Annotated in this window: 15 protein-coding genes; 6 read left to right on the top strand and 9 right to left on the bottom strand. The window is 71.2% G+C overall.

The features are described from left to right. The first annotated feature begins 184 nt into the window (after positions 1–184). The 5 genes from ACZ462_RS08945 (at position 185) to ACZ462_RS08925 (ending at position 6,790) form a co-directional block, all read left to right on the top strand. A complete protein-coding gene (locus tag ACZ462_RS08945; protein WP_467804414.1) occupies positions 185–973 on the top strand; it encodes an ATP-binding cassette domain-containing protein in 789 nt (262 codons plus the stop codon). A gap of 26 nt (positions 974–999) precedes the next feature. Continuing rightward, positions 1,000–2,259, top strand: a complete 1,260-nt coding sequence (locus tag ACZ462_RS08940) for a sugar ABC transporter permease (protein ID WP_467804600.1) — start codon at positions 1,000–1,002, stop codon at positions 2,257–2,259. Positions 2,260–2,531: 272 nt separating this feature from the next. Continuing rightward, positions 2,532–4,448, top strand: a complete 1,917-nt coding sequence (dxs, locus tag ACZ462_RS08935; RefSeq protein WP_467804413.1) for a 1-deoxy-D-xylulose-5-phosphate synthase — start codon at positions 2,532–2,534, stop codon at positions 4,446–4,448. Positions 4,449–4,562: 114 nt separating this feature from the next. Further along, the gene (locus ACZ462_RS08930) at positions 4,563–6,059 is read left to right on the top strand and encodes an amino acid permease (protein ID WP_467804412.1); all 1,497 of its coding nucleotides are present in this window, start codon (positions 4,563–4,565) and stop codon (positions 6,057–6,059) included. 239 nt (positions 6,060–6,298) lie between these two features. Continuing rightward, complete coding sequence (locus ACZ462_RS08925) at positions 6,299–6,790, top strand: hypothetical protein (RefSeq protein WP_467804411.1); 492 nt, start codon at positions 6,299–6,301, stop codon at positions 6,788–6,790. Between the two features lie 409 nt (positions 6,791–7,199). On the opposite strand, the gene ACZ462_RS08920 is transcribed toward ACZ462_RS08925, so the two are convergent. Then, positions 7,200–8,273: an LCP family protein gene (locus tag ACZ462_RS08920; protein ID WP_467804410.1), complete on the bottom strand. Its 1,074-nt coding sequence runs from the start codon at positions 8,271–8,273 to the stop codon at positions 7,200–7,202. Positions 8,274–8,398: 125 nt separating this feature from the next. Here ACZ462_RS08920 and ACZ462_RS08915 point away from each other — a divergent pair, with 125 nt between their 5' ends. Next, positions 8,399–9,547 carry a hypothetical protein gene (locus tag ACZ462_RS08915; protein WP_467804409.1) on the top strand — a complete coding sequence of 383 codons (1,149 nt, stop codon included), beginning with the start codon at positions 8,399–8,401 and terminating at the stop codon, positions 9,545–9,547. A 58-nt stretch (positions 9,548–9,605) separates the two neighbouring features. Here ACZ462_RS08915 and ACZ462_RS08910 read toward each other — a convergent pair whose 3' ends face one another. The 8 genes from ACZ462_RS08910 to ACZ462_RS08875 form a co-directional block, all read right to left on the bottom strand. Further along, on the bottom strand, positions 9,606–11,207 hold the full coding sequence (locus ACZ462_RS08910; RefSeq protein ID WP_467809804.1) for a glycosyltransferase family 2 protein: 1,602 nt from the start codon (positions 11,205–11,207) through the stop codon (positions 9,606–9,608). 13 nt (positions 11,208–11,220) lie between these two features. Then, the gene (locus ACZ462_RS08905) at positions 11,221–12,030 is read right to left on the bottom strand and encodes an Ig-like domain-containing protein (protein ID WP_467809803.1); all 810 of its coding nucleotides are present in this window, start codon (positions 12,028–12,030) and stop codon (positions 11,221–11,223) included. A gap of 12 nt (positions 12,031–12,042) precedes the next feature. Beyond that, a complete protein-coding gene (locus ACZ462_RS08900; RefSeq protein ID WP_467882674.1) occupies positions 12,043–12,849 on the bottom strand; it encodes an SGNH/GDSL hydrolase family protein in 807 nt (268 codons plus the stop codon). A gap of 5 nt (positions 12,850–12,854) precedes the next feature. Beyond that, entirely contained in the window at positions 12,855–14,363 is a 1,509-nt protein-coding gene (locus tag ACZ462_RS08895; protein ID WP_467809801.1) for an SDR family NAD(P)-dependent oxidoreductase, read from the bottom strand. Positions 14,364–14,443: 80 nt separating this feature from the next. Then, a complete protein-coding gene (locus ACZ462_RS08890) occupies positions 14,444–16,438 on the bottom strand; it encodes a hypothetical protein (protein WP_467809799.1) in 1,995 nt (664 codons plus the stop codon). A gap of 158 nt (positions 16,439–16,596) precedes the next feature. Next, complete coding sequence (locus ACZ462_RS08885) at positions 16,597–17,673, bottom strand: phage baseplate protein (RefSeq protein WP_467809798.1); 1,077 nt, start codon at positions 17,671–17,673, stop codon at positions 16,597–16,599. A gap of 130 nt (positions 17,674–17,803) precedes the next feature. After that, positions 17,804–19,936, bottom strand: coding sequence for a 3-hydroxyacyl-CoA dehydrogenase NAD-binding domain-containing protein (locus ACZ462_RS08880; RefSeq protein ID WP_467809797.1), 2,133 nt, complete (start codon positions 19,934–19,936; stop codon positions 17,804–17,806). Next, positions 19,933–21,156: a thiolase family protein gene (locus tag ACZ462_RS08875; protein ID WP_467809795.1), complete on the bottom strand. Its 1,224-nt coding sequence runs from the start codon at positions 21,154–21,156 to the stop codon at positions 19,933–19,935. Before ACZ462_RS08875 ends, ACZ462_RS08880 begins: the two co-directional genes overlap by 4 nt. Positions 21,157–21,352 lie beyond the last annotated feature (196 nt).

Below are 21,352 nucleotides of genomic sequence, written 5' to 3'. Positions count from 1 at the left end.
CCCAGCGTCCTCCCGGCCGGAGGCCGTCCCCCGACGCCTCCGGTCCGGCCCAGGACCCCCGCGCCTGCCCGGCGCCCCGCCCCACTCATCCCCCGCCAGAGGCGGGGACGCCGGGCAGAAACGATTCCTCCACCCCGCTCCTGCACTTACTGCACGACATCCCCGCCCGTCGGCGGCGAAGGAGATGGTTCATGTGTCCGCTGCGCCCGTGCTGGCGTTGCGAGGGGTCTCGAAGCGGTTCGGCGCCGTCCAGGCGCTGACCGACGTAGAACTCGAGATCCACTCCGGCGAGGTGGTCGCCCTGGTCGGCGACAACGGCGCCGGCAAGTCCACGCTCGTCAAGACGATCGCAGGCGTCCACCCCATCGATGACGGCGTCATCGAGTGGGAGGGCAGGCCGGTGACGATCACCAAGCCCCACGACGCCCAGAACCTGGGCATCGCGACGGTCTACCAGGACCTCGCGCTGTGCGACAACATCGACGTCGTCGGCAACCTCTTCCTCGGACGCGAGCTCAAGCGCCGCGGCGTCCTGGACGAGGTGGAGATGGAGCGCCGCGCCCGCGAGCTCCTGACCACCCTGTCCATCCGGATCCCCAGCGTCCGTATCCCCATCGCCTCGCTCTCCGGCGGCCAGCGCCAGACCGTGGCCATCGCCCGCTCCATGCTGGGCGAGCCGAAGCTGGTCATCCTCGACGAGCCCACCGCCGCCCTCGGCGTCGAGCAGACCGCACAGGTGCTCGACCTGGTGGAGCGGCTCCGCGAGCGCGGCCACGCCGTCATCCTCATCAGCCACAACATGGCCGATGTGAAGGCCGTGGCCGACCGCGTGGCGGTCCTGCGGCTGGGCCGCAACAACGGTGTCTTCACGGTCGCCGAAACCTCGCAGGAAGAGATCATTTCGGCCATCACGGGGGCCACGGACAACGCCGTGACCCGCCGGGCGGCCCGCACCGGGGAGGCCCGCAAGTGAGCACCCACCACCACCACGCGGAGGACGTGGCCAAGCTGGCCAACCCCGCGGCCCCGGCCGACGCCATCCCCGCGGTGGACCCGCGCCTGCTCGTCCGCGAGCAGGGCCTCTCGGGCTACCTGAGCGAATTCGGCCGCAAGATGAAGGCCGGCGACCTCGGGTCGCTTCCCGTCGTCGTCGGCCTGATCGTGATCTGGGGCATCTTCCAGGGGCTGAACGAGAACTTCCTCTCCCCGGAGAACCTCACCAACATCGCGATCACGATGGTCGCCACCGGCATGATGGCCGTCGGCATCATCTTCGTGCTGCTGCTCGGCGAGATCGACCTCTCGGTCGGCTCGGTCAGCGGCGTCTCGGGCGCCCTCTTCGCCGTCCTGGCGGTCACCAACGGGGTCAACGAGTGGGTGGCGGTCCTGGTGGCCATCGGCGGCGGTGCCCTGATCGGCGCAATCCACGGCTTCTTCTTCGCCAAGATCGGCGCGCCGGCCTTCGCCGTCACCCTGTCGGGCCTACTGTTCTGGTCCGGCGCGATGCTCCAGATCCTCGGCAGCAGCGGCACGATCAACATCGACTCCGACGGTGTCGTGGGCCGGCTGACCACGTACTACTTCACGGACGTGGCCGCCGCCTACGGCCTCGCCGCGGTCGCCACCGCCGGGTACTTCCTGGCCGCCTTCACCGACAACAAGCGCCGGGCGGCCGCCGGCGTCCCGTCGCGCCCGATGAGCGAGCTGCTGCTGCGCACCGGCCTGCTGGCGCTGTTCACCTTCGGCCCCGCCGCGATGTTCAACCAGTACAAGGGCCTCCCGCTCGCGGTGGTGCTCTTCGTGCTGGTCCTGGTCGGAACGGACTTCGTCCTGCGCCGCACCACCTTCGGCAGGAACGTCTTCGCCCTCGGCGGCAGCGTCGAGGCCTCCCGCCGCGCCGGCATCAACGTCACCGGAGTCCGGATCGCGGTCTTCTCCATCGCGGGCACCTTCGCCGCCGTCGGCGGGCTCTTCTGGGCCTCCAAGATCGCGGCGGCGAACCAGAGCGCCGGCGCCGGCGACCTGCTGATGAACGTGATCGCGGCGGCCGTCATCGGCGGCACCAGCCTCTTCGGCGGCCGCGGCCGGACCTGGAACGCCCTCCTCGGTGTCCTGGTCATCACCTCGATCCAGTACGGTCTGGCCCTCGAGGGAATCGCCACCCCCGTCCAGTACATGATCACCGGTGCGGTGCTGCTGGCCACCGTGGTGATCGACTCGGTCACCCGCAAGACCCAGAGGACGGCCGGACGCGTCTGACAGCCCGCCCGGCGCGGTAACAGCCCGCCCGGCGCGGTAAGACCGGTCACAGTGCCCGGTGCCACTCCTCGTGGCACCGGGCACCTGTGCGTACATCAGTTCGCCGATAGGGCGGGCACATGCGCGGATATGTACCCGAATGTGATGTGTGACATCGGGTCGATGCGCGCAGGAATGACAAAGCTGTGACCCGCCTGCGGCAGCCCGATGACCGGCGTCGCCGACGGAACATTAGACTCGACAGACCAGCCAGCAACTGCAAGGAGGCACGGGTGCTGCTGACCCGCATCAAGGGACCGCGCGATCTGGACCGGCTCAGCCAGGAGGAGCTCAACCAGCTCGCCGCCGAGATCAGGTCCTTCCTCGTCGACGCCGTCTCCAAGACCGGCGGGCACCTCGGCCCCAACCTCGGTGTGGTCGAACTGACGATCGCCCTGCACCGGGTCTTCGAATCGCCCAAGGACAAGGTCCTCTTCGACACCGGGCACCAGGCGTACGTCCACAAGCTGCTCACCGGCCGCCAGGACTTCGCCGGGCTGCGCACGAAGGGCGGCCTGTCCGGCTACCCCTCGCGCGCCGAGTCCGAGCACGACGTCATCGAGAACTCCCACGCCTCCACCGTGCTGGGCTGGGCCGACGGATTCGCCAAGGCCAACGAGGTGCTCGGCCGTACCGACCACCACGTCGCCGCCGTCATCGGCGACGGCGCGCTCACCGGCGGCATGGCCTGGGAGGCCCTCAACAACATCGCCGCCGCCAAGGACCGCCCGCTCGTCATCGTCGTCAACGACAACGAGCGCTCCTACGGCCCCACCATCGGCGGCCTCGCCAACCACCTGGCCACCCTGCGCACCACGGACGGCTACGAGCGCTTCCTGGCCCGCGGCAAGGAGATCCTGGAGCGCACCCCGGTCGTCGGGAAGCCGCTCTTCGAGACCCTGCACGGCGCCAAGAAGGGCCTGAAGGACTTCATCGCCCCGCAGGGCATGTTCGAGGACCTGGGCCTGAAGTACATCGGCCCCATCGACGGCCACGACATCGAGGCCCTGGAGTCGGCGCTCCAGCGCGCCAAGCGCTTCAGCGGCCCGGTCATCGTCCACTGCCTCACCCAGAAGGGCCGCGGCTACACGCCCGCCCTGGAGCACGAGGCGGACCGCTTCCACGCGGTCGGCGTCATCCACCCGGACACCGGCCTGCCCGTCAAGACGGCCGCCGCCAGCTGGACCTCCGTCTTCGCCGACGAGATGGTCAAGATCGGGCACGAGCGCCCGGACGTCGTCGGCATCACCGCCGCGATGCTCCACCCCGTCGGCCTGCACAAGTTCGCCGAGGAGTTCCCGGACCGCATCTACGACGTCGGCATCGCCGAGCAGCACGGCGCCACCTCGGCGGCCGGCCTGGCCGCCGGCGGCGTGCACCCGGTCTTCGCGGTCTACGCCACCTTCCTCAACCGCGCCTTCGACCAGGTCCTGATGGACGTGGCCCTGCACAAGTGCGGCGTCACCTTCGTCCTGGACCGCGCCGGCGTCACCGGCGACGACGGCGCCAGCCACAACGGCATGTGGGACATGTCGATCCTCCAGGTCGTCCCCGGCCTGCGGCTCGCCGCCCCGCGCGACGCGGAGCAGCTGCGCGCCCAGCTCCGCGAGGCCGTCGAGGTCGAGGACGCCCCGACCGTCGTCCGCTTCTCCAAGGGCGTCGTCGGCCCCGCCGTCCCGGCGGTCGGCCGCATCGGCGGCATGGACGTCCTGCGCCGCCCCGCCCCCGAGGTCACCCGTCCGGACGTACTGCTGGTCTCGGTCGGCGCCTTCGCCCCGATGTGCCTGGAGGTCGCCGACCTCCTCGACCGGCAGGGCATCTCCACCACCGTCGTCGACCCGCGCTGGGTCAAGCCGGTGGACGAGGCCCTCGCCCCGCTCGCCGAGCAGCACCGCGTCGTCGTCACCGTCGAGGACAACGGCCGCGTGGGCGGGGTGGGCGCCGCCGTGTCGCAGGCCCTCCGCGACGCCGGCGTGGACGTCCCGCTGCGCGACTTCGGCATCCCGCAGCGGTTCCTCGACCACGCGCTGCGCAAGGAGATCCTCGCCGAGGTCGGCCTGACCGCCCCGGACATCGCCCGGCAGGTCACCGGCCTGGTCGCCAAGCTGGACGGCCGCCTCGACAACGAGCCGGCCGCCGCCGTCGACTAGCCGCCGGGGCGCGGCGCGCCCCCGCGGTTGCAGCACACGGGCCGGGAGATCACCCTGGAGTGGGTGGGCCTCCCGGCCCGTTGCGTTGCGTCGTCGCCTTTCGGAGGTGCGTCGGTGAGTACGGATCTCAACAGCCCCTTCCGCACGAAGACGGTGGAGCAGTCCATCCGCGACACGGAGGAGCCGGAACACGCGCTCCGCAAGTCGCTGTCGGCCTGGGACCTGACCGTCTTCGGCGTGGGTGTCATCATCGGCACCGGCATCTTCGTCCTGACGGGCATCGCAGCGCGCAACAATGCCGGCCCCGCCACCGCCCTGTCCTTCGTCGCCGCAGGCATCGTCTGCGCGCTGGCGGCCCTGTGCTACGCCGAGTTCGCGTCCACCGTGCCGGTGGCGGGCTCGGCGTACACGTTCTCGTACGCGTCGATCGGCGAGCTGCCCGCCTGGATCATCGGGTGGGACCTCGTGCTCGAGTTCGCCCTCGGCACCGCGGTCGTCGCGGTCGGCTGGTCCGGCTACATCCGCCACCTGATGCAGACGAACCTCGGCTGGGAGATGCCGGCCGCGCTGTCCGGGCCGGATGCGGGCGGCACCTTCGACCTGTTCGCGTTCCTGCTGGTGCTCGTCCTGACGGCGATCCTGGTCGTCGGGACCAAGCTGTCGGCGCGGATCACCGCGATCGTCGTCGCCATCAAGGTGACCGTCGTGCTGCTGGTCATCGTCGCCGGCGTGTTCTTCATCAAGGCCGACAACTACTCGCCGTTCATCCCGCCGGCCGAGCCGCAGCCCGCCGGGGGCGGCCTCCACGCACCCCTGGTGCAAGTGCTGTTCGGGTACGCTCCGACCAACTTCGGCGTCATGGGCATCTTCACCGCGGCCTCGCTCGTCTTCTTCGCCTTCATCGGCTTCGACGTGGTGGCGACCGCGGCGGAGGAGACGAAGAACCCGCAGCGGGACATGCCCCGGGGCATCCTGGGCTCGCTGCTCATCTGCACCGTGCTGTACGTGGCCGTGACGCTGGTGGTCACCGGCATGCAGAACTACGCGCAGATGTCGCCGAGCGCCCCGCTCGCCGAGGCGTTCAAATCGGTGAACCAGCCGTTCTTCGCGGGCGCCATCAGTCTCGGCGCCTCCGTCGGCCTGATCACCGTGTGCATGATCCTGCTGCTGGGCCAGACCCGCGTGTTCTTCGCGATGAGCCGCGACGGACTGCTGCCGCGCGTCTTCTCCGTCACCCACCCCAAGTACCGCACCCCGTACCGGGCGACGATCCTGCTCGGCGTGGTCATCGCGGTCGTCGCCGGGTTCACGAGCCTGGAGAAGCTCGCCGAGCTGGTCAACATCGGCACGCTGTTCGCGTTCGTCGTGGTCGCCCTCGGCGTGATCATCCTGCGCCGGACCCGGCCCGACCTGCACCGGTCGTTCCGCACGCCGCTCGTGCCGTTCATCCCGATCCTGTCGATGGCGGCCTCGCTGTGGCTGATGCTCAACCTGCCGGTCGACACGTGGATCCGCTTCGGCATCTGGATGGCCGTCGGCATCGTCGTCTACTTCGTCTACGGGCGCCGCAACAGCCGCCTGGCCAAGGTGGGCCAGGACGCCAAGTACTAGGTTGAGCCGGGTGGGTGGTCGTCTGTCCGGGCCGGAGGCGGTAAGTCTCGGTGGCAGGTGGGGTATGCGCCGGTCCGGAACAGCAGCAGGTTCTGCAGAGTCTGGAGGACTTGGTAGAAGGTCAGGCCGGCGCTTGGGCTTTTGGGTCCAGGCGCCGGAGGGCGAGGAAGGCGTGGTCGGCCCCGCAGGTGCCGTCGGTTCGTCCGCGCTGCCGGCTGCGGGAACGTAGTAGCGACACGATGAACCCCCGCATCCGGGCCGCAACAGCCCTTTTGCTCCTCACCTGGCCTCTCACCGCATGCGGGGCCTCCGGCGGAGACGGCCTCTTCGAGCGCTGCGTCCCGGAGGAAGCCACCGCAGCGAACACAGCCGAGCTGGAAGGCAGCTACGAAGGCTCCCAGGAGGCCAAGGGGACGCGCCTGACGCTGACCGCCCGGCCGGGCCGGAGCGGTGGCACGCTCACGGTGGAGAACTGGCCGACAGGCGATTCCTTCCGCGACGAGCTGGGCCCCTCATTCAGCGGTACCGGCACCTGGGAGATCGACCACCCCTCAGGCTCGGCGAAGCATCCCCTGCTGCGCCTGCACTTCGACCCGCCGAAACCGGATATGCCCACCCCGCACACCATCGACTTGCTGTCCATCGGCATCGATGCCAAGCGGACGTTCATCTACGACAACAAGGACCCGGACTCCTGCCCGCGTTTTCGCCTTCAACTGCGCGAGAAGTAGCCGCAGCGCGGGCCGCATGCCGCTTGGGCCTTGCGACAGGAGCCGGTCCGAGCACGTGTGACCGCTGTGTACATCGAGGTCTGCGGATGCCGCTGGGAGATCCGCGAGGACATCCACGAAGCCCTCCTCACTTCAGGGCTGTGGGACGTTCGGCCAAGGGCACCGGTCCCCGAGGCTGGGCTAGGGGTAGAGACGCGGAGGGCCCCGCACTGAACCGGGAGGCCGGGGGTTCACGTGCGGGGCCGCGCTTACGGGGTGGGGCCGTCAGCTGCGGGTACGTCGCGGTAGATGTAGAACCTCTGGAGCTCGTCCTCCCCGCAGGTGGCCGTCGTCAGGTAGGCCTGCTCCTGCTGGGCACGCTCGCCGCGGGTGCGGCCGGTCCCGGAACCGGCCGCACACGGCCAGCGCGTCAGCCCTTGGAGCCGGTCGCGGGGGACTTCTTCGCCTCCGCCGGGATCTTCTGGTCGTTGCGCAGCGCCTCCCACAGCATCCCGGCCTGCGGCTGGGCGACGACGACCCGGTTGGGGTCGACCTTGTCGTAGGCGACCGGGAGCATGATGGTCTCCATCGTCTCCGGGTTCACGCCCTTCATGCTCTGCGCGAAGTCGGCGAGAGCCGTCAGCGAGGCGAGTTCGGAGTCGGTGGTGAGGGACTTGGTGCCGGCGTCGGCGAGCTTGTACAGGCGGGCCGGGTTGCCGAGGGCGTCCTGCTTCTTCATCTCCGACAGCATGGCGATCATGAACTGCTGCTGGAGGCCTATGCGCCCGAGGTCGCTGCCGTCGCCGTAGCCGTAGCGCGTGCGGACGAACTTCAGGGACTGCTCGCCGTCGAGGCGGTGGGTGCCCGGGTCGAGCTTCAGGCCTCCCTTGGCGCCGCTCATCGGCTGGTCCAGGGTGACGGTGACGCCGCCGAGCGCGTCGACCAGGCCTTTGAATCCGGCGAAGTCGACCTCGACGAAGTGGTCGACGCGGATCCCGGACAGCTGCTCGACGGTCTTGACCACGCAGGCCGGCCCGGCGAGCGTGTAGACGGAGTTGAACATGACCCGCTCGGCGGGTGCGAGGGTCTTGCCGTCGGCCTTCCTGCACTCGGGTCGGGATATGAGGGTGTCGCGGGGGATGCTCACCGCGGTGGCCTTCGCCCGGCCCTCGGGGACGTGGATCAGCATCGCGGTGTCGGAGCGGGCGCCGGCCACGTCGCCGTGGTCGAGGTCGCCGTTGGCGCCGGCGCGCGAGTCGGAGCCGAGGACGAGGATGTTCTGGGCGCCCGGCACGACCTTCTTCGGGCGGTCGTCGCCGATCGCCTGGTCGAGGTCGACGCTGTCGATGTTGCCGTTGAGGTGGCTGTACGCCCACCAGCCGGCGCCGCCGGCCGCCAGGACGAGCACCGCCAGCGCCAGCAGTACGATCCGCAGGACGCGCTTGCCGCCGCGCCGCGGCTTGCGCCGGGAAGGGGCGGGGGTGGCCGAGGGGCGGTCGGTCATGGAGGCAGTGCCCTTCTATCATCGAATGGGGTGCATCATAAGACACGCTTTCGAGTGGCTGGTTCTCTCGGGTGAACACCCCCGGCCCCAAAACGGACATATTCGTCAGAAGGGTGGACAGCTGCGTGATCCGAGGCAAAGGCAGTGACCGGACTGCCTCTTCGGCTCGCGGTGCGCAGGGCGCGCCCAAGGGCGGTCAGGGCCCCCACGGCTCCTCCCCGCCCGTCGGGAACTGGCTGTTCGCCGGCGGCGACGGCCGCCTGACCGCCTACGCGTGCACCCCGCGCGGCCTGCTCCGCTGGACCGAGGCCGCAGCCCCCCGGACCGGCTGGGCCGGACCGGAGCCCTTCGAGGTCGAGGGCTGGGCCGGCCCGGCCGCCATGGCCCGCAGCCGCGAGGGGTACGTGCACTTCGCCGCCCTGCGCTCTGCCGAAGGCGGCTCCGGCAGCCCCGAGGTGATCGTCTCCACGCAGTTCCAGTCGGGCCGCGGAATGATGGACTGGCGAGGCCTCGGCACCCCCGGGCTGCGCGGCGGCCCCGACGACGACAGCCTGTCCGGGCCGCCCCGCATCGCCGTGAACCAGCGCTCCGGCTCCACCCACGTCATCGTCTCGCTGCGGCACTCGGGCATCCTGCGGCGCAGCCGCAACGCGGAGGGCGCCTGGGGCGGGTGGAAGCCGGTGTCCGGACAGCCCTACCGCGGGGACGTGACCCCGCTCATGCCTGCCGGCGGCGACCTGGAGATGCTCGCGCCCGGCCAGGCCCACGCGGACCGCTGGACCGGGATCGGCCAGGGCCGGTTCGGGCTCGCCGACAGGATCCCGACGCCGGTCGTCCCCGGAAGCGCCGCCGTCTGCGAGACGGGCCCGCGCCGGGCCACGTACTTCTGGCGCTACCCCGGCGACGGCTCGCTCGTCGCCTGGCGGGCCCCCCGCCAGGGCGTCCAGGGCGGCCTGATGGGCCTCGGCGGCGCCGGCGGCCGGGGCGCGCCCGGCGTCGCCCGCGCCGTGCTCGGCGGCTACGACTGCACGGTCCTGGCGCAGATCGGCGCCGACGGGGACGTCGAGGTCACCGCCTACGTCACCGAGAACGAGGGCTACGGCACCTGGTGGGCCTCCCTCGGCGGCCACGGCGCCCGCGCCCCGCAGGTCGCGGTCGACACGGCCGGGCGCGTCGTCGTCGCCGCCTTCGACGAGGAGGGCGCACCGATGTGCACCCGGCAGGACACCGCCGCCGGGGGGCTCGCCTTCGGCCCGTGGGAGTACCTGGCCTGACCCGCAGCCAGGAAGGCGGCGCGCCCCGGCCGCCGGACGGCGGCCGGGCCCGTACGCGTCAGGCGCGCCCCGGCAGCGGCATCCGCTGCGCGACCTCGACGGTGAGGCCCCCGTCCTCCGCGTAGTACGGGGTGGCGGCCAGCTCCATGCCCTGCGCGCCCGGTGCGTCGGCGATGCGCACCGGCATCCGCGCGGTGGAGTCCAGGTCGGGCGCCCGCCGCGTACCGAGCCGCACCTCCTGGGTGACCCCCTCGAAGCTCACCGACAGGAACAGGTCCCAGGTGCCCGGCGGGAGCGGCCAGCCGCTGGAGGTCTGCGCCAGGTTGACCCGCGCCGAGAAGCGGCCCATGGCGCGCGTCTTGCCCTTGGCGTTGGTCAGCGTGTCGTCCCGGCGGGCCGTCACCGCGTGGCTCTCCTGCGCGCCGGTGAACCGCTCGCGCAGCAGGACGCGCGTCGCACGGTCCTTCGTCGACAGCTGCTCGAAGAAGGCGTAGCCGTCCAGGAGCAGCATCGCGCCGTCCCAGCGGGCCTTCTGCAGTTGGTGGCTGACGGTCATGTCGGCGGTGATGTCGAACAGCTCGTCCGGCAGCCCGACCTGCGGGTCGCGGAAGAACGGCAGGGTGGTGAAGACCCGCCCGCCCTCGACGGTCTTGCGGACCCCCGGCCGGTCCTTGTCCGCCTCGAACGCCGCCATCCGCTGCGCCTCGGCGAACCGGCCCTGCGCCAGCAAGGCGAAGCGGACCGCGATCATCCGCGGCAGCAGCGCCAGCGCGCCCGGGGTGGCCTGCGTGCGCAGCACCTCGGCCGCCTCCCACAGCGTCCGGTCCCGCTCCGCCGCATCGGCGGCGGACAGCAGCGCCGTGGCGGTGGCCTTGCCGAGCTCCACCTCCAGGTGCCGCGACTGGAGCCGGTCCCGGCGCGGGCCCTCGGGCACCTGCGAGGCGACCAGCGCCAGCATCCGGGAGGCCAGGGTGACGCGGTCGGCCAGTGACGCCCGGTTCGCCGGGGCCGGGCCCTTGACCACGCAGGTCGCATCGCCGACGACGGAGACGTTGTCCGCCCCGATGAACGCCCCGGCGGTGAAGACCTGGTCGTCGCCGATCGGCATGTCGGTGGGGAAGGACAGCCGGCGCCGGTGCAGCAGGCTGGTCCGGAAGAGCTTGTCCGGGGTCAGCGACCAGTACACGCGCGAGGAGTACGCGTCGGTGTACGCCTGGCTCTTGCGGAACATGGCGGTCGGGACGGTGTGCCGGCCGGAGCTCTCCAGCTTGCCGAGGACGATGTCCGCCTCGTTCGCGTCGGCCGCCGCGACCATCCGCTCCAGGGCGTCCGGGGCCAGCCGGTCCGCGGCCTCCAGGAAGATCACGTACCGGCCGCGGACCTGGCTGAGCGCCCAGTTGCGGGCCGCCGCCGGGCTGAGGCCCTGCGTCACCTGACCGACCCGGACGAACGACGGGTACTGGTGGGCGGCCCGGGCCAGGACCGACCCGCTCTCGTCCGTCGACCCGTCGTCGACGCCGATGACCTCCAGCCGGTCCGTTCCGATCGTCTGGACGAAGAGCGAGGCGAGGCAGGCGTCGAGCGCCGCCGCCTGGTTGCTCACCCGGACCGCGACGGAGACGTCCTTGATGTCGGCGGGGTGCACGACGGCGCTGTTCATGCTGCGGGGTTCCTCATCGGTCGGTCGCGGACGGTGCGGTGCGGGGCCACGGCATCTCGCCGGTCAGCTCGGGCCACTGCCAGGGCCGGAAGGCGACCTCCGACGGGTGCGCGGGGAACGCCCCCGGCACGGCGTCGAGCGGGCCGGTGAAGACGTTGACGTGCGAGCTCAGCTTCTCGCCGGCCGGGGTCGCGACCGTGTACGCGAAACGGTCGTAGCCGGTGAAGCCGGGGGCCGGCGTGTAGGTGACCCAGCCGTCGTAGGACAGCTGGGCGTCGCCGTTCCGAGGCGCCGTCACGGTCACGGCCGTGCACCCGGGAGGGCACGCGGACAGCACGTTCACCGATCCGGAGCCGCCCGGCTCGGCCGTCAGCCGCAGCCCGCGGGCGGCGGGCCGGAGCAGCGGCAGCGCCTCCGCGTCGAGCCGCGCGGTGCGGGTCGTCCGGCGGCCCGTCGCATCCGGTACGCCGACCATGATCTGCGGGCGGATGCGCGGCTCGGCCGCGGTGTCGCGGACGCGCAGGTGCAGCACGCCGGCCGCGTTCTCGCCGGCCTCGGCCCGCAGCCGGAACCAGCGCTGCCGCGGGAAGAACTCCAGCCCCTGCACGCCGACGATCTCGGCGGATTCGGCGAGCGGCGCCTGGAGCAGGTAGGCGCAGCCGCGCGGGGCGCCCCCGTCGGGCGCCACGGACAGGCCGAGCTGGAACGTCTCGCCGGGCGCCACGCCGCGGCGGGGGTCGGCCGAGCTGTACAGCGCCGCGTACACGGCGCCCGGGGCGGGGTCCTCGCCGAGGGCCCGGCCGCGGCACAGGAGGTGGTTCACGGGCCGGACTCCTTATGCGCCGGGGAAGGTGGACACTCGGGACGCCGTGCGCCGGCGGAACGTCTCCTCGTCCAGCCAGCCCATCTCGTCGTAGTCGAAGCGGGTGCGGTCGAGGCCGCGCCCCCAGTGGGCCGGGATGACGCCCTGCTCCAGCAGGCTGCGCGCCACGAAGCGGGCGCACTCGATCGCACCCTCGGCCCGTACGTGCACGTTGTCCCCGTCGGACACGTCCTGCTGCCGGGGTTCCCCCAGGCGCAGGTGGGTGAAGACGCCCTTGGACGCTTCCGCTCCGAGCTCCTCCCACCACTGCAGGCTCTGCCCGTACAGGTCGACGACCGGCACGTGCTCGTCGTCGGCGAGCTGCCGGGCGGCGAGCGGATAGTCGCCGAGGACGCGGCCGGCGTTGCCGTGCCGGTCGATCCGCCGCCGCTCGTGGCCGAGCACCACCACGGGGTGGCCCTGCCGCTCGCGCGCGCCGTGCACGTACGCGGCCAGGTGCTCGGTGAACGTGGAGAACGGCTCGGTGTGACCCTCGGGGTCCGGCTTGGTGTCGTGCTGGCCGAAGGAGAACAGCAGGTAGTCGCCTGCGGCCATGTCCTCCAGGATCCAGTGGAGCCGGCCGCTCTCCCGGAAGCTCTTCGAACTGGCCCGCAGATGGGAGCAGTCGACGACCTCCACCGCATCGGTGAGGAAGAGGGGGAGCGCCTGCGCCCAACCCGCCATGGGGAGACTGCCGTACGGGCGGCCGGCCGTGTCGGAGCCGCCCGCCACATAGATCCGGGGCAGCCTGGCCGGCTGCTGCTGCTCGGGTGCGTACATCAAGGCTAGACCCCCTGGTCCCCCGTGGTCCGGATCAGCACGTCCGCGAGCGCCGCCTCGAACCCGGAGCGCTGCGCCGCCGGGGCGGAGGTCGGGTCCTGCCTGCGGACGTCGATCACATGGCCGGTCATCTCGGAGACGAGGACGTCGAGGGAGGTCAGCGCCACCGACTCGGAGGTCAGCAGCGACCCCTCCGGCTCCTGGCCGAACGCCTTCGTGCGCATCGGGGTGGCGGTGCGCTCCGGGTTGACGCAGTTGACGCGGATGCCGTCCTCGGCCCACTCGTCGGCGAGGGCCTGGGTCAGGTTGACCATGGCCGCCTTCGTCGAGGAGTACAGGCTGTACTCGGCGCGGCCCCGGGTGTAGCTGCTGGAGGTGAACAGCAGCAGCTGGCCCCCGGTCTCGCTGAGGTACTTGTAGGCGCTGCGGGCGATGTTCACCGGCGCCAGGTAGTTGACCTCCAGGGCCTCGCGGACGGTGGCGTCGTCGGCGTCGGCGAGGCGGCCGACGCGGAGGACGCCCGCGGTGTTGACGACGAAGTCGACGCGGCCCGTCTCGGCGTAGGCCCCCGCCAGGGCCTCCTCGACGTGGCCGGGGTTCTCCACGTGGGTGCCGGTGGTGGAGCGGCCCATCGCGAAGACGCGGGCGCCGAAGCCCTCGGCGATCCGCGCGATGTCGGCGCCGATGCCGTACGAGCCGCCGAAGACCACCATCGTCTTGCCGGCCAGCTGCTCGCGGTAGGCGGCCTCGCCGGCCTGAGCGGGCGCGGCGTGCGAGGCGAGCTGGAACAGCTTGTCGGCGATGAAGACGTCGACGGGCTGCGTCACCTTCATGTTGTAGTCGTCGCCCGCCACCACGTGGACGGGGACGTCCGGCAGGTACTTGACGACGACGGAGCAGTCGTCGGTCGCCTGGAAGAACGGGTCGGCCGCCGCGCGCTCGTAGGCGGCGGCGATCGTGGAGAGGCGGAAGCCCTGCGGGGTCTGGCCGCGGCGCAGGCGCGCGCGGTCGGGGACCTCGGTGATGAACTCGCCGTCGTCGCCGTGGGTGCGGGTGACGATGACGGTGTCGGAGGAGGGGATGGCGACGTCGACGGCCTGGTACCGCTCCAGGGACTCGACGCACTCGCGGACCACGCGCTGCGACAGCAGCGGGCGGACCGCGTCGTGGAAGAGGAGGTTGCAGTCCTCGCCGTCGGCGAGCCGCTCGGAGGCGGCCCGGATGGCGATGCGGGTGGTCTCGCTGCGGGTCGCGCCGCCGGCCAGCACGCCGGTCACCTTGGCGAGGCGGGCCTTCTCCACGATGCGGCGGGCGTCCTCCACGTACGCCGGGGTCATCAGGAGGACGACCTCGTCGACGTCCGGTGCGTTCTCGAAGATGTGGAGGGTGTGCTCCAGGATCGACTTTCCGGCGATCTTGAGGAGCTGCTTGGGTATGTCGAGCCCGATGCGCTGGCCGGTCCCCCCGGCGAGTACGACGGCGATGGTGCGGCGGGGGGCGGGATGGGAGGACAACGGTCTCCTGCTTCCTGGACTGGGGGTGCGGCACAGCGGGGCACGCGGGGGCGTGCGGGGGAGGGGCGGGCGCGAGCCGGCTACACGGGGAAGGCCGCCTCGTCGGGTTGCTCGACGGGGAAGTCGAGCAGTCCCCGCCGGTAGAGGTCGTTGGCGGCCGCGTTGAAGCGGACGATGGACGGCGGGTACTCGCCGCCCAGGAGGTACTCCTTCAGCTGCTCGCGGTAGGGCGCCATCAGGTCCTGGTCCGGGTGCAGCGTCGCCTCGATGGCCTCGGTCAGCCCGTTGCAGTCGGCGTCCAGCAGGTACGAGGCGTACGCGGTGCGCTGCTCGTTGCGGAAGTCCTGGTCGGGCAGGCCCTCCAGGTTGAAGATGGCGTACGGCTTGAGCGTCGCGACGAAGTCCGAGACGACGCTCGACATGTCGCCGATGAGCAGGTCCGATTGGTTGAAGCAGTCGTAGAGGGCGGGGATCCGCTCGGTCACCACGTGGTGCGCGGCGTCGGGGAGCGCGCTCCAGTACAGGGCGCCGGCCTGGTTGCGGCTGCGCCGGATGCGGGCGGTCCGCTCCTCCTCGGTGAGGTCGGGGTACTTGGAGCGGACGCCGCGCTCGGACAGCTCGGCGATCCGCTTGTCGATCCGGGCGAGCTTCTTCGCGGCGGCCTTGGAGTCGGTCATGTTGCGGCCGAAGCGCCGGGCGTTGTCCTCCTCCAGGAGGGCGATGACGCGGCGGTGCGCGGCGGCGGCCTCGGCGGAGCGCGAGCCGGTGAGCGGGTGCGGCTTGTAGATGATGCGGATCTCGCGGTCGTACGCGAGCAGCGCCTTGATGAGCTTCTCGCCGGCCGGGATGACGGAGGTGTAGCAGGCGTCGTCGGTCCAGCCCTCCCAGGTGGGGGCGTAGATGACGGTGGGCACGGGGCCGGAGACGCGGCCGGTCCAGCGGTGCAGGGGCATCAGCTGGGGGCGGCCGACCTCGACGATCTGGTTCGGGGAGACGGCGTGCTTGATGCGCTCGTAGCGGTCGCGGCCGGCCCGGCCGGCCACCCAGATCTCGTCGAAGACCTTGCTGACGCGGTTGCTGCTGGCGAGCTTGTCGCTGTCGCCGTGGCCGATGAAGACGTGCTTGACCTCGGCGCGCTGGAGCATGTGGACGTTCTTGCCGGCGTTGCCCGGGTAGAGGGCGACGCGCAGCTCGGGCATCTCGATGCGGGCGAGGTTGTCGGCCTTGGGGATGCAGATGACCGGCACCGGTGTCGCGTCCAGGTACCGCAGGGTGGCCCGCTCGCGCAGCACGATGATGGGGCGCAGGTCCAGGGCCTCCAGCGACTCCAGCCACATGTTCACCTGGTACATGAAGTCTTTGGAGATGGCGGCGAAGGTGAAGTACAGCGCGACCTGGGGGCGGTATTCGGCCAGCTGGTGGTTGAGCTCGTCGATGGCCTCGTCGGTGGTCGGGAGCTTCAGCGCGTTGCGCGCGTCGGGCACGAGCACCAGCAGGAAGAAGTAGGCGAGGAAGACGGTGGTGATCATGCCGTACGTGACCCAGCGCCAGTCGTCCGTCGCGATGGTGGCCAGCGAGCCGGCGACCAGCGGGATGTCCAGGTGCAGGGTCTTGCGGACGTGCTTGTCCACCAGGAACGGGTGGGGCATGCGGCGGATGCCGAGCGCCTCCAGGTCCAGTCCGCGGGTGGTGAACGGCAGCTCGTTGCGCATCTTGCGGACGTGCTTGAGCAGGGCGCCGTAGGCAAGCTGGAGGATGAACAGCAGGAGCAGGCCGATGGTGGTCATCTGCGCCACGAACGACTCGATGTCGGCGATCGCGCCGCACAGGCCCAGCAGCAGGAACTGCCGGATCAGGAAGCGCATGGTGAGGCCGAAGCGGGAGTCGCGCAGCCGCTCCAGGGTCGGCGACTCGGTGTTGTGGAGCATCAGGTCGGCGACGTAGCTCAGTGCGGCGCAGCCGACGAAGAGCGGAAGGGAGACGAACGCGACCGCGACCAGCATGCCCAGGAAGCTGAGGATGAGCCCAGTGGTGATCAGAACGCCGAGTACGGCGCGCAGCCGCTTGGAGCCCATGGATGCGGAGCCTCCCCCATGGAGGTATAAGAATCGCGTGAAGTGTCGCAGTAGTATAAGCAGCCGTATGGACGGCTCCAGAACGTGCCGTGAACCACGGGCCAATGATTACCGGCAGGGCCTGCGAATATGCCGCGGCACATCCGCCGCGGTCCCGCTCAAGCGGTGAAGCCGTACACCGTCAGCTCGCGCCGGTCGTTCGCCTTCACGGAAAATCCCAGGCACAAAGCGGGCTCCGAAGCCGCCTGGCGGACGGCCATCCCCTCGGGCTCCCGGTAGGTCAGGTCCGGCGCCACGGTCACGTGGTGGCGCCCCTGCGGCCGCCCCGTCCGCACGTCGATCGCGGACACGTACGTGTTGCCGCCCGACTTCCTCGGATTGCTTCCGTTTTTCCCGGTGTACGGCTTGCCGGTCAGTACGTACACGTAATCGCCGTGCAGCGCACAGCCCTGGAACCATTCCTCTTCCTTGACCTGCACGCCCGCCTTGATCGTCTGGGCGGGCGTGAACCGCCCCGCGAGGAAGTCGTCCAGACCGTACACGGAGAACCGGTGCAGGCCGCCCTCCTGATGGCTCACCAGCACCCGCCCGCCCGCCAGGTCCAGGGCCGGGCACACATCGGTGGACCCGGGCACCGGGTCGAAATGCCGAACCGATTCATCGGAACTGTTCAGCACCGCACCGTCCTTGAACGGCACCCGCACCACCGTACGGCCATACCCGCTCTCCGGATCGGCCCGCCCTTCGAGCCATATGTAGGTACGCGGACCCGTCGGCTCCACACCGAAGGAAATTCCGTGGCCGAAGCCCCGGAGATACATGTGCCCGAGCACACTGCCCGAACCGGTCATCCTGGTCAGGCACATATCGCCCGCCGACTTCCGGTCCCCGTACCCGACCGGCTCCTCCTCCCCGTCGAGGAGGAGGCCGCCCTGCACGGTCTGGAGCGTGAACACCTGCCCGTTCGTGTCGTCGAACGCGAACGACTGCGGGCCCGTCGAGTTGAACAGCGCCGACGGCGCGAGGACCTCCGCACCCGTGCGCATGTCGAAGGCGCCCACCACCGGCTGCGAGCCGCCCCGCCAGCCCGACCCGAAGCCGAACCCGAACGCGGACCCGGACTCCTGACCGGGGCGCAGTGCCCAGGCCGCGCCGCCCGCGGTCACCGCGGCGGCCGCCGCGCCGCCCCCGAAGAGCACGCTCCGGCGGCTGAAAACCCTCTTGTCCTGCGCCACGATCCGTATTCTGCCAGCCCAGGCGGTGCGCCCCGCCGAAACCCCCGGCCGGACGCGGCGGACGCCCGCCCCCGGACGGGGGGACGGGCGCCCGCGGTGCTCACACGGCGTCAGGCCGCCGCGCGGCGGTTCAGGCCGTCGGCACGCTCGCCACGCCCGGAGCCAGGAACCGCTTGCCGTTCACACGCTCCGAGACGCCCTCGCGGTCCAGGTACGGCGTGATGCCGCCCAGGTGGAAGGGCCAGCCGGCGCCCGTGATGAGGCAGAGGTCGATGTCCTGGGCCTCGGCCACGACACCCTCCTCCAGCATCAGGCCGATCTCCTGCGCCACCGCGTCCAGGACGCGCGTCCGCACCTGCTCCTCGGTCAGCACCGAGTCGCCCTGCACCAGGAGGGCGGCGACCTCCGGGTCCAGCTCCGGCTTGCCGGAGTCGTACACGTAGAAGCCCCGCTTGCCGGCCTCGACGACCGCCTTCAGGTTGGGGGAGACCTTGAAGCGCTCCGGGAAGGAGCGGTTCAGCGTCTCGGACACGTGCAGGCCGATCGCCGGGCCGACGAGCTCCAGCAGCACCAGCGGGGACATCGGCAGGCCGAGCGGCTCGATGGCCTTCTCCGCCGTGACGACCGGGGTGCCCTCGTCGATGACGTTCTGGATCTCGCCCATGAAGCGGGTCAGGATGCGGTTCACGACGAACGCCGGGGCGTCCTTGGTGAGGACCGCGGTCTTCTTCAGCTTCTTGGCGACACCGAAGGCCGTGGCCAGCGAGGCGTCGTCGGTCTTCTCACCGCGGACGATCTCCAGCAGCGGGAGGATCGCGACCGGGTTGAAGAAGTGGAAGCCGACCACGCGCTCCGGGTGCCGCAGCTTGGAGGCCATCTCCGACACCGACAGCGAGGAGGTGTTCGTCGCGAGGATCGCGTGCGCCGGGGCGACCGCCTCGACCTCCGCGAACACCTTCTGCTTGACGGACATCTCCTCGAACACGGCCTCGATGATGAAGTCCGCGTCCGCGAAGCCCTCGGCCTTGTCCAGGACACCGGTCACCAGCGCCTTGAGGCGGTTGGCCTTGTCCTGGTTGATCCGGCCCTTGCCCAGCAGCTTCTCGATCTCGGCGTGGACGTAGCCCACACCCCGGTCCACGCGCTCCTGGTCGATGTCGGTGAGGACCACCGGCACCTCCAGGCGGCGCAGGAACAGCAGCGCCAGCTGCGAGGCCATCAGGCCCGCGCCGACGACGCCGACCTTGGTCACCGGGCGCGCCAGGCTCTTGTCCGGGGCGCCGGCCGGGCGCTTGCCGCGCTTCTGGACCAGGTTGAAGGCGTAGATGCCCGAGCGCAGCTCGCCGCCCATGATGAGGTCGGCCAGCGCCTTGTCCTCGGCGTCGAAGCCCTTCTGCAGGTCGCCGTCCTTGGCCGCCTCGATGATCTCCAGGGCGCGGTACGCGGCCGGGGCAGCGCCGTGCACCTTGGAGTCGGCGATGAAGCGGCCCTTGGCCACGGCCGCGTCCCACGCCTCGCCGCGGTCGACCTCGGCGCGGACGACCTCGGTCTCGCCGGTGAGGACCTTCGCGGTCCACAGCAGCGACTGCTCCAGGAAGTCGGCGCCCTCGAAGATCGCGTCGGCGATGCCGAGCTCGAAGACCTGCCTGCCCTTGAGCTGGCGGTTCTGGTTCAGCGAGTTCTCGATGATCACCGAGACGGCGCGCTCGGCACCGATCAGGTTCGGCAGGATGGCGCAGCCGCCCCAGCCGGGGACCAGGCCGAGGAAGACCTCGGGCAGCGAGAAGGCCGGGATGGCCTTCGACACCGTGCGGTAGGTGCAGTGCAGGCCGACCTCGACGCCGCCGCCCATCGCCGCGCCGTTGTAGTACGCGAACGTGGGCACGGCCAGCGCCGACAGGCGCTTGAAGACGTCGTGCCCGCCCTTGCCGATGGCCAGCGCCTCGTCGTGGCCCTTCAGCAGCTCGACGCCCTTGAGGTCGGCGCCGACCGCGAAGATGAACGGCTTGCCGGTGATGCCCGCGCCGACGATGGAGCCGGCCAGGGCCTCCTGCTCGACCTGGTCGATCGCCGCGTTCAGGTTGGCCAGCGACTGCGGGCCGAAGGTCGTCGGCTTGGTGTGGTCGAAGCCGTTGTCCAGCGTGATGAGCGCGAAGCGCCCCGCGCCGAACGGCAGTTCCAGGTGGCGGACGTGCGCCGAGGTGACGACCTCGTCCGGGAACAGCTCGGCCGCGCCCTTCAGGAGCTCAGCGGTGGTGCTCACTTGGACTCTCCCTCGGCGAAGTGCGGGTTCTCCCAGATGACCGTCGCGCCCATGCCGAAGCCCACGCACATGGTGGTCAGGCCGTAGCGGACGTGCGGCTGCTCCTCGAACTGGCGGGCCAGCTGCGTCATGAGGCGGACGCCGGAGGAGGCCAGCGGGTGGCCGAACGCGATGGCGCCGCCGTACTGGTTCACGCGGGCGTCGTCGTCGGCGATGCCGTAGTGCTCCAGGAACGCGAGGACCTGGACGGCGAAGGCCTCGTTGATCTCGAACAGGCCGATGTCCCCGATGGACAGGCCGGCCTGGGCCAGGGCCTTCTCGGTGGCCGGGATCGGGCCGTAGCCCATGACCTCCGGCTCGACGCCGGCGAAGGCGTACGACACGAGGCGCATCTTGACCGGGAGGTTGTTCTCCCGGGCGAAGTCCTCGGACGCGATGACCGCGGCGGTGGCGCCGTCGTTGAGGCCGGCGGCGTTGCCCGCGGTGACCCGGCCGTGCGTACGGAACGGGGTCTTCAGGTTCGCCAGGTTCTCCAGCGTGGTGCCCGGGCGCATCGGCTCGTCGGAGGTGACGAGGCCCCAGCCGGTCTCGCCGACCTCGGGGTTGGTGTTGCGCACCGAGATCGGGACCAGGTCCTGCTGGATCTTGCCGTCGGCGTACGCCTTGGCGGCCTTCTCCTGCGAGCGCACGGCGTACTCGTCGGCGCGGAGCTTGGTGATCGTCGGGTACCGGTCGTGCAGGTTCTCGGCGGTCATGCCCATGAACAGGGCGGACTCGTCGACCAGCTTCTCGGAGACGAAGCGCGGGTTCGGGTCGACGCCCTCGCCCATCGGGTGGCGGCCCATGTGCTCGACACCGCCGGCGATGGCGACATCGTACGCACCGAAGGCCACACCGCCCGCGACGGCGGTCACGGCGGTCAGCGCGCCGGCGCACATGCGGTCGATGGAGTAGCCCGGGACGGACTGCGGCAGGCCCGCGAGGATGCCGGCCGTGCGGCCGATCGTCAGGCCCTGGTCGCCGATCTGCGTGGTGGCGGCGATGGCCACCTCGTCGATCTTCTTGGGGTCCAGGTCCGGGTTGCGGCGCAGCAGCTCCCGGATCGCCTTCACGACGAGGTCGTCGGCGCGGGTCTCGTGGTAGATGCCCTTCGGGCCCGCCTTGCCGAACGGGGTGCGGACGCCGTCGACGAAGACGACGTCCCTGACGGTACGAGGCACGTTGGCTCTCCTCCAGGTGCGGGATGGCACTGCTGCGCGGGGGCGGCCCGGCCAACGGCTGAGCGCCCGCTCACCCGCCATGCTACTTGCGGGTAACCGGTGTGGACACCCCCGCGCCGAGGAGCGGCGAACGTCACACCGCGCCGGGGCTCACGGCCGCGTCCCCCGGCGGTACGCCATGGTCCCGCAGCGGCGG

The sequence above is a fragment of the Streptomyces sp. NPDC031121 genome, from assembly GCF_055570615.1.
Note: the sequence above shows the minus strand (reverse complement) of the source record. Positions and strands in the feature narration are given on the sequence as shown.